At 48.2% G+C, this 14,260-nt stretch carries 17 protein-coding genes and 1 pseudogene; 7 read left to right on the top strand and 11 right to left on the bottom strand.

What is annotated here, in order from left to right; translation table 11 throughout:
* Nucleotides 1-10: 10 nt before the first annotated feature.
* Nucleotides 11-1,477 (bottom strand): phytoene desaturase family protein, encoded by a 1,467-nt coding sequence (locus KNO65_RS08240; RefSeq protein WP_214783119.1) that lies wholly within the window; start codon nt 1,475-1,477, stop codon nt 11-13.
* 138 nt (nt 1,478-1,615) lie between these two features.
* On the opposite strand from KNO65_RS08240, the gene KNO65_RS08235 reads away from it, so the two are divergent.
* From KNO65_RS08235 to KNO65_RS08210, 6 genes are all read left to right on the top strand, one after another.
* Nucleotides 1,616-2,116, top strand: coding sequence for a hypothetical protein (locus KNO65_RS08235; RefSeq protein WP_214783116.1), 501 nt, complete (start codon nt 1,616-1,618; stop codon nt 2,114-2,116).
* Nucleotides 2,117-2,155: 39 nt separating this feature from the next.
* Nucleotides 2,156-2,677, top strand: a complete 522-nt coding sequence (locus KNO65_RS08230; protein WP_214783357.1) for a DNA topology modulation protein — start codon at nt 2,156-2,158, stop codon at nt 2,675-2,677.
* Nucleotides 2,674-3,024: a VOC family protein gene (locus KNO65_RS08225; protein WP_214783113.1), complete on the top strand. Its 351-nt coding sequence runs from the start codon at nt 2,674-2,676 to the stop codon at nt 3,022-3,024. Before KNO65_RS08230 ends, KNO65_RS08225 begins: the two co-directional genes overlap by 4 nt.
* A gap of 160 nt (nt 3,025-3,184) precedes the next feature.
* Nucleotides 3,185-3,694, top strand: coding sequence for a P-loop nucleotide/nucleoside kinase family protein (locus KNO65_RS08220; protein WP_264092451.1), 510 nt, complete (start codon nt 3,185-3,187; stop codon nt 3,692-3,694).
* A 123-nt stretch (nt 3,695-3,817) separates the two neighbouring features.
* Nucleotides 3,818-4,585: a transporter substrate-binding domain-containing protein gene (locus KNO65_RS08215; protein ID WP_147536705.1), complete on the top strand. Its 768-nt coding sequence runs from the start codon at nt 3,818-3,820 to the stop codon at nt 4,583-4,585.
* Nucleotides 4,582-5,595 carry a pyridoxal phosphate-dependent aminotransferase gene (locus KNO65_RS08210; protein WP_214783110.1) on the top strand — a complete coding sequence of 338 codons (1,014 nt, stop codon included), beginning with the start codon at nt 4,582-4,584 and terminating at the stop codon, nt 5,593-5,595. The genes KNO65_RS08215 and KNO65_RS08210 overlap by 4 nt, the downstream gene beginning before the upstream one ends.
* A 22-nt stretch (nt 5,596-5,617) precedes the next feature.
* Here the strand turns inward: KNO65_RS08210 and KNO65_RS08205 are convergent, their stop codons facing one another.
* Nucleotides 5,618-6,172, bottom strand: coding sequence for a maltose acetyltransferase domain-containing protein (locus tag KNO65_RS08205; protein ID WP_285800699.1), 555 nt, complete (start codon nt 6,170-6,172; stop codon nt 5,618-5,620).
* Nucleotides 6,173-6,257: 85 nt separating this feature from the next.
* Here KNO65_RS08205 and KNO65_RS08200 point away from each other — a divergent pair, with 85 nt between their 5' ends.
* Entirely contained in the window at nt 6,258-7,181 is a 924-nt protein-coding gene (locus KNO65_RS08200; protein ID WP_214783104.1) for a DUF7916 family protein, read from the top strand.
* A 38-nt stretch (nt 7,182-7,219) separates the two neighbouring features.
* Here the strand turns inward: KNO65_RS08200 and hisIE are convergent.
* The 9 genes and pseudogenes from hisIE to KNO65_RS08150 form a co-directional block, all read right to left on the bottom strand.
* Nucleotides 7,220-7,857 (bottom strand): annotated as a pseudogene (gene hisIE, locus KNO65_RS15880) (bifunctional phosphoribosyl-AMP cyclohydrolase/phosphoribosyl-ATP diphosphatase HisIE).
* Complete coding sequence (gene hisF, locus KNO65_RS08185; RefSeq protein WP_074037139.1) at nt 7,806-8,573, bottom strand: imidazole glycerol phosphate synthase subunit HisF; 768 nt, start codon at nt 8,571-8,573, stop codon at nt 7,806-7,808. The pseudogene hisIE and the gene hisF overlap by 52 nt, the downstream one beginning before the upstream one ends.
* Nucleotides 8,566-9,279: a 1-(5-phosphoribosyl)-5-[(5-phosphoribosylamino)methylideneamino]imidazole-4-carboxamide isomerase gene (gene hisA / locus KNO65_RS08180; protein ID WP_214783101.1), complete on the bottom strand. Its 714-nt coding sequence runs from the start codon at nt 9,277-9,279 to the stop codon at nt 8,566-8,568. Before hisA ends, hisF begins: the two co-directional genes overlap by 8 nt.
* Complete coding sequence (hisH, locus tag KNO65_RS08175) at nt 9,257-9,844, bottom strand: imidazole glycerol phosphate synthase subunit HisH (RefSeq protein WP_078146782.1); 588 nt, start codon at nt 9,842-9,844, stop codon at nt 9,257-9,259. The genes hisA and hisH overlap by 23 nt, the downstream gene beginning before the upstream one ends.
* The gene (gene hisB, locus KNO65_RS08170) at nt 9,841-10,428 is read right to left on the bottom strand and encodes an imidazoleglycerol-phosphate dehydratase HisB (RefSeq protein WP_214691003.1); all 588 of its coding nucleotides are present in this window, start codon (nt 10,426-10,428) and stop codon (nt 9,841-9,843) included. The genes hisH and hisB overlap by 4 nt, the downstream gene beginning before the upstream one ends.
* The gene (locus KNO65_RS08165) at nt 10,415-11,431 is read right to left on the bottom strand and encodes a pyridoxal phosphate-dependent aminotransferase (protein WP_214783098.1); all 1,017 of its coding nucleotides are present in this window, start codon (nt 11,429-11,431) and stop codon (nt 10,415-10,417) included. The genes hisB and KNO65_RS08165 overlap by 14 nt, the downstream gene beginning before the upstream one ends.
* Nucleotides 11,428-12,645 carry a histidinol dehydrogenase gene (hisD, locus tag KNO65_RS08160; protein WP_214783095.1) on the bottom strand — a complete coding sequence of 406 codons (1,218 nt, stop codon included), beginning with the start codon at nt 12,643-12,645 and terminating at the stop codon, nt 11,428-11,430. The genes KNO65_RS08165 and hisD overlap by 4 nt, the downstream gene beginning before the upstream one ends.
* Nucleotides 12,642-13,250, bottom strand: coding sequence for an ATP phosphoribosyltransferase (hisG, locus tag KNO65_RS08155; protein ID WP_214783092.1), 609 nt, complete (start codon nt 13,248-13,250; stop codon nt 12,642-12,644). The genes hisD and hisG overlap by 4 nt, the downstream gene beginning before the upstream one ends.
* Complete coding sequence (locus KNO65_RS08150) at nt 13,247-14,170, bottom strand: ATP phosphoribosyltransferase regulatory subunit (RefSeq protein ID WP_214783089.1); 924 nt, start codon at nt 14,168-14,170, stop codon at nt 13,247-13,249. The genes hisG and KNO65_RS08150 overlap by 4 nt, the downstream gene beginning before the upstream one ends.
* Nucleotides 14,171-14,260 lie beyond the last annotated feature (90 nt).

The following is a 14,260-nucleotide window of genomic DNA, read 5'->3' as shown; positions in this document are numbered from 1 at the left end:
CAGTATCCCCCTAATCAATCGTCACCCCGAGTGCCCGGGCGACATGTAATCCGCTCGTCATCGCGCCAATCGTCCCCGCTCCTGGAAATACGGTATCCCCGCACACAAAAAAGTTCGGCAAGTCGGTGCGATAACTCGCAGCGCGAAAGAGCGCCTGGCTAGGAGTCTGCGCATAACCTCCTACTGCCCCATGCGGTCGCTTCGTATACTTCACCCATGCCCCGGGTCCACCAGGAAGAAGTAGTGACGACTCGCGGTCCCAAGCGGGAAAAGCAGTTGCGACGACGTCGACGAGACGATTGGTCCAATCTTGCTCTAGTTTCTCATATGCCGCCCGGTCTTTCCAATGTTGCCATTCTGATAAATCGATATGGGTGGATACCGTGATGGTCCGTTCCGGTTTTTCTGTGCGCAACACGTCATCCGGCGCGGACATGGAAATGAACGCATGCCCACTCGGTAATCGCTCGTGATAGATTTGTTGAAACAGTGGTTTCTGTCGACACACATCCTCAGGCAAGACGAGATAGAGACTGAACGTGCCCCATTGCGACTGCTTCAATTGTCTGCGGTATTGTCGTTTGAAGCATCGTTGTTCTTGTCCTCTCAGAAGTTCGCTCGTCCGCTCAATCGGGATGGCGGAAACAATGACATCGACTAGTTCAAGTCGTCCTCTTCGATCGGTGATGAGCCATCCATCTGTCACTCGTTCGATGGACTGGACGTCTCTACCTAATTTCGTCTCCCCACCAAACGTCCGAACGGCGCGCTCTAATGCATGAGCCAATTGATACAGTCCACCTTCCACATAGTACGCCCCTTCGTGATAGACCGACAGCGCCACTGCACCGAGTAAATGACTCGCTTCTTTCGCACCGGTTTGCAAACTGTCGAGCAGAACGCCATCGATAAATCGCTCGAACATCGTACCGTTTAGTCCATGACGAGCTAACGTGTCACCGAGTGGCCGCTGGAGTTTGAGAAGCGTTGTGATTTGATTCGGTCGAAAACCTTTCAGCGCGTAAACTATGTCTGATGTCGTCCGAAGTGGAAGAGCGGGCAACTGCTGAAACAACGGACGAATCTTCTCAAAATCGCCCCACACTTCACGGTAAAACGCATGGATTCCCTTATAATGCTCTGAGAACACGCGACTGAGCTCCTCAAGAAGACGCTTTCGGTCGCGAAAGTAAGTGACGGTGACGTCATGAAGATGAATGTCCATCACCTCGTCCAGTAACGTCACCTCGACCGATTCGCCCAATTTCTGAAGAACCCGCTGATGGACCCCTCCTCGTTCGAATCCCATACCGAGCGTTGCACCTGCAGGAAACAAGTAGTCACCCCGTTGAAACTTGCCGGCACACCCACCCCATTCACGCGATGCTTCTAATACAATCACATCATGCCCTTTCTGTTGCGCAAGCGCAGCTGCAGTCAAACCCGCAACGCCTCCACCTATGACCCCGATTTTCATGTACATCCCTCCTCTCTATATCATACCTGCTCATTCAAAAACTTGAAGAAATGAATCGGTTTTTGAGATTCCAGCGTTCTTTTGAAGGGAACTGATTCTCTTATGCAGAAATAGTTTACAGTCTGAAAAGGTAAGGTGATGAAAATGCGTAGTCGTGTCATGGTTTATTTATTGATTCCCATCCTCATCTTTATTGGTATACTGATTACCCCACCTTCCGAGGAATCACTCAAGCTCGCGACGATGACCGTCGTCAGCATTCAGGAGATGATTCCTTACGAAAAAGAGTATACGGCACAGAAAGTGCTAGAAGAACGAACCCTGGACGACAAATCAGCCACCATCGAAGAATGGCGTCTCGAGCAAGGAGCGAGAACGTCTTATAGTTATGTGCTCAGACTGAGAGGATTTGACCATGTGACACAGATTGATGCAGGAGCGGCCAACACGAGATCGGACGGCTATTACGCGATGCAGGCCCATAGCCCAATCTTTGAGACGGGTAAACCGGTATCGACAGACTATCCGATTGTCGTGTTCAGTTCGGAACAACGTCTCGTTATCGGACAGATGGATGTCCGGGTCATTTACGAAGAGGACGGTCAATTGAAGAAATGGATTGTATTGGAGGATGAATAAGAGTAGATGAGCAGCTTAACGATTGATAGCAATCTAAATATGAAACGCATCATGATCATCGGTTCTGGCGGTGCGGGGAAATCCACACTCGCCCGTCAACTCGGTGAACGATTACATCTCGATGTCTATCATTTGGACGCTCTCATGTGGAGACCGGGATGGGTGATGGCACCGAGAGAAGAACGAATCGACATCCAACAACAACTCGTGAAGAAGGATGAATGGATTATCGATGGAAATTTCGGGAATACCCTTGATTTACGACTACAGGCAGCGGACACTGTCATTTTAATCGATCTTCCACGCATCGTCTGTATATATCACGTCCTCAAGCGAGTTGTCCGATATCGTGGTACGACACGACCGGATATGGGTGCATCCTGTGAGGAAAAACTCGATTTCGCATTCCTGAAGTGGGTTTGGAATTTTCCTGACGTTCAAAAGCCAGAGATGGTCAAACGAATCAAACAATATTCTCACGAGAAACAGATCATCGTCTTAAAATCTCAGAAAGATGTTACAAACTTCATTCATCAAATGAAAAGGCAGGAATTTCTATGAACCCTATCCTTCACAAAATCGGCACCATCTTTATTCCGGTAAGTGATATTCAAAAAGCGCGTGACTGGTATTGTGATTTATTCGATCTTTCAACAAAAGGAGAAATCTTATTCGACCATTTATATGTCATTCCATTAGAGGGTACTAACCTTGTTTTAGATAGCAAAATCTACTCAAAAGATAACATCATCCAGACACCACTATTTCACTTAAATACACACGATATTCATCAAGCTTATTCTTATATGACTCAACACGACATTGAGGTCATTACACCCATTGAGCACGAACATTGGTTCAATTTCAAAGATCTTGACGGGAACGTCATCATGGTATGCAAATGCTAACATCGGATTAAACCTTTAACTAACCTTATCAGGTTATTCAGGTCGATTGTATCGAAGACTATCTTAAGGAAATGAGCCATTTTAACAAGTAAATCAAGTTGTATAAGTAATAAGATTTGCTCCTACTTAGATGTGAGGTGATCATCTGTTTTTTCTTCAAATGTCTGGGACACCTGGATCAGGAAAATCCACATTGGCTAAGCGTATCATCCAACACGTACCCGCAGTCATCATCGATCATGATGTTTCAAAGACCGCCCTACTCCATACGCTTCATATTGGCAACTTCTCGGATGGAGAAATCGGGAAGATGGCTTATGATGTCGATTGGTCGCTCGTCGAGTATCACCTATCACTTGGACAAAACGTCATTCTCGACAGTCCATGTCTTTATGATGAAATGCTCGATAAAGGGATAGCGATTTCCACCAAGTACGGAGCGACTTACCGTTATATCGAGTGTCGTCATGAAAATTACGAAGAAATTAACACACGACTTCGAAACCGTGTCAGACGACCGAGTCAAATTGATCAAGTTTCGTATGAGAATTGGTCTAAGATGAATGAACACTGCAAACGGCCTACTAACCATTCTTACTTACAAACCTATACGATGGACAATCGAGAAATTCCGATTGAGCGAATTATGTCGTATCTGTTGAAAAACTAAGAAGAGAACGCTTTCAGATAGAAAGTGCTTCTCTTTTTAATAATTTTGTATATTTATGCTTTACAATTAATAATCATACATATACACTTAGTCTCATCTACAACAGGGAGGCATTATACACATATGAAAAAATGGTTATTAGCAGGTACACTTATGATGAGCGCAGTATTACTCGGTGCATGTAGTCAAGAGACAGAAGGTGAAGCGACAGAACAAAAAACGCTCGTCATGGGGACGAGCGCCGATTACTTCCCATATGAATTTGTCGATACGGCAAACGGAGATGCGATTGTCGGATTTGATATTGAAATCGCGGAGACGATTACAGAACGCCTCGGTTACGAATTGAAGATTGAAGATATGGACTTCGGTAGCTTACTCGGAGCCCTCAATAGCGGGCGTGTCGACTTCGTCATGGCCGGGATGACGCCAACAGAAGAGCGTAAAGAGAATGCCGATTTCTCAGACATCTATCTATCCGCGACAAACTTGATCATGACAAAAGACGAGTCCCTTCAGGCAATCGAAGATTTGTCTAGTAAGAAAATCGGTGTCCAAACGGCTTCGATTCAAGAAAATATCGCTAAAGAACAAGCACCTGACGCTGAACTCGTATCCTTGAACAAGATCCCTGAAATCGTTCAAGAGTTGAACACAGGTCGAATCGATGCAATGGTCATCGAAGACACGGTCGCACAAAAGTATTTAGACCAAGATGACAGCTTCTATACATTCGCTTTGAAAGAGGATGGCGAAAAAGGATCAGCTGCTGCCTTCAAATTAGATGATGAGTTACGCGACCAGTTCAACGAAGAGTTGAACAAGATGATGGAGTCTGGCGAAATCGATGAATTGGTGAAAAAATGGTTCTCGATGGAGCCAACTGAATGAGACAAGTCGAGCTACCGATTTATCCCGTCGTTTATCCGACGGGACATCGGTTAAACCAAAATGAAAGTCAATTCCCGTTACCTGACCGCATCATGAATCAGCTTGATTCGTTGACGTATCATGACTTACACGAATATCCGGTCGAACCGATCAATGAATTGTTCGAACGCTACGCTGCGTACGTTGGCGTCACACCCGAGCAATTACTAGTCGGTTGTGGGAGTGATGAGATGATTCATGTCGTGACGCAAGCATTGCTCGCACCACATGACATCGTCTTGTCTCCGGCACCTGACTTTTCGATGTATCCAATCTTCACGACCATCGCACACGGTCATCATGTTCAAGCCGTTGATTTATCGTATGAGGGAATTCTAGAGGCGATTGAGACGCATCATCCAAAACTTCTTCTCCTATCGAATCCGAACAATCCAACCGGAAAGCTGTGGACCGTAGAAGAGTTGACGCATCTCGCCTCACTCGTACCGTACCTCGTGGTGGATGAGGCGTACATGGACTTCACACCGAATGACAGCATGATTCCGTTCATTGCAAACCATCCAAATCTCATCGTCCTTCGCACGATGTCAAAAGCTTTTGGATTGGCAAACGTACGAATTGGATTCATGGTGACAAACACCGAACTCGCACACTATTTCCGTCAATTCATCCCACCATTTAATATCAGCGGGGTGAGTGCAAAAATTTGCAACATCTTCTTAAAAGATGTGACTTATCTTCAAGAATCAATCAAATGGCATGACCAGATGCGGCAAAAGTGGGCACTAGCCTTTGAATCCATCGGTCATGTCCTCCCTGCATCGACAAACTTCTTGTATATCGAGTTAGAACAACCTGAAGCAGTGTGGGCCCATTTGACCGACTTGAACATACACACGTCGAAACAACCTACGGGGATTCGGGTGACGATTGGTGATGAGACGGCGCTTCATCTTGCATATACAGCTATTCAGAAATACAAGCAATCAAGTCATGACAAAAACTCCTGAACCACGCGTTCAGGAGTTTTTGTCAGTAGATCGTCTTGATCACACGTGCCGGATTTCCTCCGACGACTGTTCGAGATGGCACATCTTTTGTGACGACCGCACCGGATGCGACGACGGCCTCATCCCCAATCGTCACACCGGGATTGATAATCGCCCCTCCACCGATCCACACGCGGTCGCCGATGGTCACCGGCTTCCCGAACTCATATCCTGAGATCCGATCGATCGGATCGATCGGATGTGTCGCCGTATAAATATGTACACCCGGTGCGAGCATGCAGTCATCCCCAAACGTGATGGGGCAAATGTCTAGGAAGACACAGTCAAAATTCGCATAGAATCGATCTCCTAAGTGGATGTTATACCCATAATCACATTTGAAGTTCGGCTCGATATAATATGACCCTTTCGTCGATCCGAGTAACGCACCAAGAATCTCTTTTCGTTCTTCCAAATCATCGATTCCAGAACGATTGAATTGTTCAGTTAATCTCCGGGCATGCTTCCGATCTGCAACGAGCGTTTCATCACCAGCTAAATACAGTTCACCACGAATCATCTTTTCTTTTTCCGACATCATAATCCCTCCTTAAAATTAGTATAGAGGATTTTTCAAGGGTTTAGGGAATAGAGACAAGGATGAGCAGAAGGAGGCAGATCACATGAAACGAATACTGGAATGTCGAGCAAGTGATTTTATCACGTTTAATCGTCAAGATTTAATCGATTCGATTCGAAAAGCAGAAGGTCGAACGGTCATGGCCGAGGTCATCCCGACGGTGCAGCCGTTGTATCCAGAAGTGACAAACGCAGAACTAGCACGAGCATTCGGTGTCGACTTGATTTTATTGAACATGATCGATGTGTTTCATCCTTACATTAAAGGACTTGAAAGTCATGCATCATTCGGGGAGATGCCGGGTGATGAGATGAGCGATCATCCGATTCTCGAACTAAAACGACTGATTGGATTGCCAATTGGAGTCAACTTGGAACCTGTTGATTTTTCAGAGAAGTCGTCCGAGATGAATGAAGTAAAACGAGGCAGACTCGCTTCAATCGAAGCGTTCCAAAAAGCATCGGAGCTCGGGTTTGACTTCGTCTGTTTGACAGGCAATCCGAATACCGGGGTCACGAATGAAGCAATCGAACAAGCAATCATCCAAGCACGTCGTGAATTCGCAGGGGTCATCATTGCCGGGAAAATGCATCAAGCCGGTGCAGGCAATGTGTTAGACCGCGACGCGTATATCCGCTTCGTCGAAGCTGGCGCAGATATCATCCTCCTTCCGGCTCCAGGCACTGTACCTGGCGTCCGTGAAGAATCGTTTCACGAACTCGTTCAGGAATTGCAAGTGCTCGGCGCTCTCACGTTAGCGGCGATTGGAACGTCACAAGAAGGCGCAGATGTCGAGACCGTTCGGGAAATCGCACTCTCTTCAAAACGAGGCGGAGCAGATATCGTGCATATAGGTGACGCCGGACTGTCCGGAATTGCCGTACCAGAGAACATTCAGGCACTATCCATTGCGATTCGCGGACGACGCCATACGTACATTCGCATGGCCGCCTCGGTCAATCGGTAACACAAAAGAGGAAGGAGCGCGTCTCCTTCCTCTTTTATTTACCATTCCGTGACGTCGCGACGTGGTTTCGCCGGTGTGGTAGTACCGTGACGCTTGGCGAGTAACGCTTCCACATCCTCTAAACGAACACCTTTGGCTGCTAACAAGACGAGTAAGTGATACAGAAGGTCGGCTGACTCTTCAACCAAGTCTTCATCCGTCATAGCAGCAATGACGACCTCAAACGCTTCTTCCCCGAACTTTTTCGCGATTTTTTCAACGCCTTGTTCCAATAAATAAGTCGTATACGAACCTTCTTTCGGTTCATTTTTTCTAGATTGAATCAATTGTTCCAATTCATGAATCATACGTTCACCTCCGTAAAGAAACAGCTTCGATTACCGGTATGACACGTCGGGCCATTCGCATGAACACGAACGAGAAGCGCATCCTGGTCACAGTCGATGTGGATGCTGACGACGTCCAGTGTATTTCCGCTCGTCTCCCCTTTCATCCAAAGCCGACCTTTTGAACGAGACCAGAACGTGACGACCCGTTCACGAAGCGTCTGTCGGATTGCCTCATCATTCATATATCCGAGCATGAGGACCGCCCCGTCGTCGTCTGAGACGATGATGGCGGGAATCAGTCCATTTTCGTCGAAACGAACCGCATCGGCAAGTTGTGACTCGTGCATACGTGCTTCACCTCTTCTACTGTCGTTTTTCGGTCATGTAAGATGGATGCAAGTAATGCGGCATCGACTTTCTCAAGCGCTTCGACTACGTGCTCGGCATTGCCTGCCCCACCGGATGCGATAATCGGAATGTCGACGACTTCACGAAGTTGTTCTAAAATCGCAAGGTCATAACCGCTCTGCTTTCCATCTTGGTTCATGGACGTGACAAGAAGTTCACCCGCCCCGAGCGCGGCCACTTGTTTCGCCCATTCGACCGCCAACAGGTCCGTCTTCTGTTTTCCACCATATGTGTACACATAATATTCGCCATCTTCAAACTTTACGTCGATTGCGACGACGATACATTGTGAACCGAAACGATCGGCCGCTTCACGAATGAGACTTGGGGATTCTACAGCGAGCGTGTTCAACGATACTTTGTCCGCCCCTGCTTTTAATAGTGACGAGATATCCTCGAGTGAACGAATCCCACCTCCGACCGTCAGCGGGATGAATACTTTCCGCGCTACCGCACTGACGACATCGAGCATCGTCTGGCGACGCTCCGTACTTGCCGTGATATCGAGAAAGACAAGTTCATCGGCTCCGGACTCATCGTAATATTTCGCGATTTCGACCGGATCACCGATGTCTCGTAATTGTACGAACTCAATCCCTTTGACGACACGACCTTCTTTCACGTCAAGACATGGAATAATTCTGCGTTTAAGCATAACGCGCCTCCCATTCAATCAGTTCTTCGATGCTCACCTTACCGGACAGAAGTGCTTTCCCGACGACAGCCTCATCAATTTTCGCCATCTTCAGTTCCTTCACGTCCTCTTCAGTCGTCACACCGCCTGAGGCAATCAATGTGACGTTGACGATTTGACGTAACGCCTTCATGCGAGAAACGTTCGGTCCATTCAGTTTCCCATCGGATCCGATATCGGTATATAGAATCGTTTCGATCCCCCGTTCGACAAGGTCTTGAGCGACCGAGATGTCATCGAGTTTTGTCGCTTCCTGCCATCCGTTAATGGCGACCTTCCCGTCATAGGCATCGAGTGCCACAGCGATTCGCTTGCCATACTTTTCAATCGCCATGTCTAGAAAGTCAGGATCCGTAAACGCCTTCGTCCCTAAAAGGACGCGATCCGCACCGGTTTCCATGACCGCATCAAGTGCGGCTTCTGAACGAATTCCTCCTCCTGTCTGGACAAGGAACCCTAGAGACTTCGCATAACGGACAACGTCTAAATGACGCGGCTCACCTGCCTTGGCCCCTTCTAAATCAATCAAGTGAATCATCGGGACCTTCCCTTGCCACGCTTTTAATAATTCATACGGATCTCCGTATTGTTCTTCCGTAGAAAAATCACCTTCCGTCAAACGGACGATCTTACCTCCAATCAAATCAATGGCGGGTAGTAATCTCACGCTCGACCGCCTCCTTCCATTCTTGAAGTAAGCTGAGACCAAATGTCCCGCTCTTTTCCGGGTGGAACTGCATGCCCGTCACGAGCCCTTTTTGAACGATTGCCGGAACTTTCTCACCCATATAATCAGCTGCCGCCACAATGTAGTCGTCCGCCGTCACGGCATGGTAAGAGTGGACAAAATAGACATCCTCATCGCGAAGGATCGAGTTCCATCCGACGTGTGGGAGACGCTTCGCTCGCATCCGTTCGACCGTTCCCGGAATCAACCCGAGACCTTTTGTCGGCATACCTTCCGTGCTCGAATCAAACAAGAGCTGCATCCCAAGACAGATCCCTAAAAATGGCTTTTCCGTCGCCATCTGTTGCAAGAGTGGGATAAGACCCGTCTGTTCGAGCGATTGCATCGCTTGCGGGAAGGCACCGACCCCAGGAAGTAAAACGGCATCCGCCTCTTCAATTTGATTTGCATCGTTCGTGATCACGACGTAGCAACCGATGGCTTGTAACGCACGTTCGACGTTAAATACGTTTCCCATACCATAATCGATGACCGCTACTTTCATCCTTCGATCCATCCTTTCGTAGAAGGGAGACGGTTCGTCCCATCGCTAGAGACCGCTTCGGCAAGCGCTCGTCCGAACGCTTTGAACAACCCTTCAATCATGTGATGTGAGTTCGACCCGTACAGAACAGAAAGGTGAAGTGTGAGTCGACCATTCATGGCAACGGCACGGAAAAATTCCTCAGCGAGTTCGGTATCAAAGTCACCAAGCTTCGGATTGTGAATATCCGCTTGATAGACGAGAAATGGGCGTCCTGACACATCAATGACCGCTCGCGCTAACGTCTCATCCATTGGCATGTAACTCGACCCGTAGCGGCGAATTCCGACTTTATCCCCGAGTGACTTGGCGATGAGCTGACCGAGTGCGATCCCGACATCCTCGACCGTATGGTGGGCATCGACCCACGTATCGCCTTCGACTTTCACGTCTAAATCCATCTGACTGTGAAAAGCGAGCAACGTCAACATGTGATCGAAGAAGCCGACCCCCGTTTGAATGGAGCTTTCACCCGTTCCGTCTAGATTTAATCGAATGTCAATTTTCGTTTCTTTCGTTTCACGTTTTAGTTCAGCTGTTCTCAACAGAATTCACCTCTTCAATCGTTTGTCGAATCAAGGCATACGCCTCGTCTGTCCCTGCACTGACACGTAGTCCATCGGGAAAAGCACGTACATGGACCCCTTTATCAAGGAAGCGGGATGCCCATCCTTCACTATCATCCGTTTTGACATAGATAAAGTTGGCACGGCTCGGTAAAATCTCACCGACTGGTCGTAACAACTCCGTTAACTTCTCACGTTGCGCCATATGGAACTGAATCGACTCTTGAATATAAGATTCATCTCGTAAGACAACGTTGGCGACAGCGGCACTGAGTCCACTCACGTTGAACGGTGAACGGAACCGGTCGATCTGTTCGATGATTTCTTCAGATGCAATCATGAAACCAATCCGGAGGTTTGCTAGACCGAACGCCTTCGATAACGTCCGTAAGATGATGACGTTCGAATATTCGTTCAAGCGAGACACAAATGAGTCCTTCATTGTGAAATCAATATACGCTTCATCCACAACGAGGTACGGTACACGTGTCGCAATGTCAGACAATTCGTCTAGTGTCCACATCTTTCCGGTCGGGTTATTCGGATTCGAGATCAAGACGAGTTTAGGGTCGGTTGTTCGAATGACCTCAGTCAACGTCTCGTAACGCAAACCCTGTTCGTCCGGTTGTGTGAAATGCCCTCTGGCAATTTGTGTATAGATGCCATACATCGAAAAGTCTGGGGCCGGTGCGACCACACGGTCTTCCGTATCCAAAATCGCCTGACTCAAGATGGCCAATAGCTCATCGCTCCCGCTGCCGACCATGAGTTGCGTCGGCTCGACTCCCGCATAGTCAGCATAGCTCGCTTTTAAAGCGAGCAATTCTTCGACTGGATAACGGCTGAGTGCCTCGAGTGATACGTCTCGAATAGCTCGTTCGAGACGTTCTGGTAACGGATATTGACTTTCATTTTGATTGAGCGCATATCCCGAAGCGGCATGAGGTACATAGCGTGGGATGTTCTGATAATTTCGTCTCATACGTCCTCCATCCGAACAGCCATCGCACGGGCGTGTCCTTCTAATTGTTCTTGTTTGGCGATTCGAATCGCGGCCTTTGTAATCGTCTCATCCAGTTCTGTCATCTCAAGGAATGTCTGACGGCGATAAAAGTCATCGACCGATAGTCCACTAGAGAAGCGGGCCGTCCCGCTCGTAGGCAAGACGTGGTTCGGTCCAGCGATATAGTCTCCAAATGCTTCGGCCGCCTCATGTCCGAGAAAGAACGAACCACCGTGACGAATCGCACGCATCAACACCTCAGGATCTTTTACGGCCAACTGGACGTGCTCCGCGGCCATCGTGTTCGCGTATTCGATTGCATCCTCGATTGTCCGATACAAGACGCCGCCACGTTTCAATGATTCTCTCGCAATGTCCTGGCGTGGTAATTGCGCTAATTGTTGCTCAAGCTCCTGCTCGATTTGATCGCGGAGGGTTTCTGACGTGACGAGCGCGATCGCCGTCGCCTCGACGTCATGTTCCGCTTGGGCGAGCAGGTCGGCGGCAACCCACTTCGGGTTCGCCGTTTCATCGGCAATGATCAACACTTCGGACGGTCCGGCGACGGAGTCGATCCCGACGATGTGTGAGACGAGCGCCTTTGCCGTCGCAACATACGCATTTCCGGGTCCTACAATCTTATCGACCGGACGAATCGTTTCTGTCCCATATGCGAGTGCGGCAACGGCTTGGGCACCTCCGATTAGAAAACATTCATCGGCACCTGCGATTTTTGCTGCAATCAAGAGGGAAATGTCGATCCCATCTGCTTTTGGTGGGGTGACCATGACGACTCGTTTGACACCGGCCACTTTCGCCGGAATGATATTCATCAGGACGCTCGACGGATAGACGGCTGTCCCACCTGGTACATAAACCCCTACCGAATCCAGCGGCATATAACGTCTCCCAAGTCGGAACATCGTATCTTCGAACACATCGTCTTGTCGGACTTGGCGCGCGTGAAATGCACGAATCCGTTCTGCTGCTAACGACAGCGCCTCTGTCAATTCAGCATACGCGACTGGAGGATTAAAGCTTGCCAAATCGACCGATTCGATTCGATCGACCCCGTCGAATTGTTTCGTCCACTTAAGCAGCGCTTCGTCTCCGCGGACTTCAATCGATTCCACGATTGGTTTCACGGCTTCGGCCCAAGCTTCGCGCCTTGAGCGATTCGTTTCTGTACTCATACGTTTTCCTCCTGACTCAGCTTTCGAATCCACGCCTTCAATTCGTCAGGCTGTTCCGCTAAAGCTGTCTCACTCGTAATGAATTTTGCATTGATTGAAAAAATCGTCTCGTATTCTTCCAAGTCGTTTGCAGCCAACGTCGCGCCCGTCTCGACGATGTCGACGATGCAATCAGCCAGTCCCGTTAACGGAGCAAGTTCGACCGACCCGTTCAATGCGATGACTTCTACGTTTTGTCGCTTTGACGCAAAGTGTGAGATGGCGATGTTCGGATATTTACTCGCCACTTTTAATTTTTTCGTTCCATTACGTCGAACTTTTGGACCACACACGGCCATTCGACAGCGACCGAACGGTAAATCGACGACTTCGAGTACGCCTGGCGTTTTCTCTCGTAAAATATCACCGCCGACAATGCCGACATCTGCCGCTCCATGCATCACATATTTATAGACGTCGTCCCCTTTGACGAAAATGAATTCATGATCTCCTGCTTGTACCGTCAACTCACGTCCCCGTTTTTCCGGCCATACGGGTAAGTCACGTTCGACAAAAAATTGACGGGCTGCTTTTTCAATCCGACCTTTTGCGACCGCTACTTTCATTTGATCACCTCATCTAACTGTTCTAAATCGAGCGACATGCCGAACGCTCGTCTCGAGTGTCCGAAATGTCCATACAGTGAATCATATCGTCCTCCTGAAAGGACACGCTTGCCTTCCACACTTCCCGTCACGGTCAATCCTGAGTAGTAATCAAAGTCTCCCGTTTGACCGAAATCGTAAGATACCTCTAAACCGATGGTACGTAAGTGTTTTACTGCCTCGTCGACTTCATCGATGGCTTCTTTTAAAGATTCCGGTGCCTCAGCCCGTAATTCTTCGAGTGCAGAATTCCCAATTAAAAAGGGTATCTTTGCAATTAACGGGTAGTGATACGACTCTGCTAATTCCCGCAATGATTCTAAGTTTCGAAGCGCTAAGATTTTACGGAATGTCCGTTCCTGAATCCCTGTCTCTTTCGCGATGAGCGAGATGACAGCTGCTGACCCGATTTTGATTGTCAAACGGTCTGTAGGCAGGACTCCTTCCGTCATATCGAGAAAGGATTCAATCAAATGACTGTCCTTCTCTTCGCCGTCGACCCACTCGAGTCCAAGCTGTTGCCGTTCGTGGGGTTGTCCGGAATGTTTGACCGTCCGACGATAGACGGCACCAGCGTAAGCGACACGCATCGGTTCATGCCCGTCTGCTAACTTTCTTGCGATTTGTAATGTATAGTCAGGGCGCATGACGAGAAGTTCCCCGTCGTTCCCGAACAATCGATAATAGGCTGACTCGTCAAAGAGCGCCAAGTTTTGATAATGTGAATAGTATTCGAGAAGTGGTGGATCGATGACTGCATAGCCACTCGACTCTGCCTTCTCTAAAAATGACAACATCCATCGTTTCGGACGGATGACATCTCCTGATTGAAGTTCATACCAGCCTTCTGGAATCGAACCTTTTGAATTTGACCAAATCATCATAACCACCCTTTATCTTATTATCACTTTACCAAACTAAAGTAGTGTGTTAAATTTATCAAACAGAGAAACACCTGTCAACCAAATGAA

The organism is Exiguobacterium sp. S3 (assembly GCF_018617295.1).
Classification (GTDB): domain Bacteria; phylum Bacillota; class Bacilli; order Exiguobacteriales; family Exiguobacteriaceae; genus Exiguobacterium; species Exiguobacterium profundum.
Note: the sequence above shows the minus strand (reverse complement) of the source record. Positions and strands in the feature narration are given on the sequence as shown.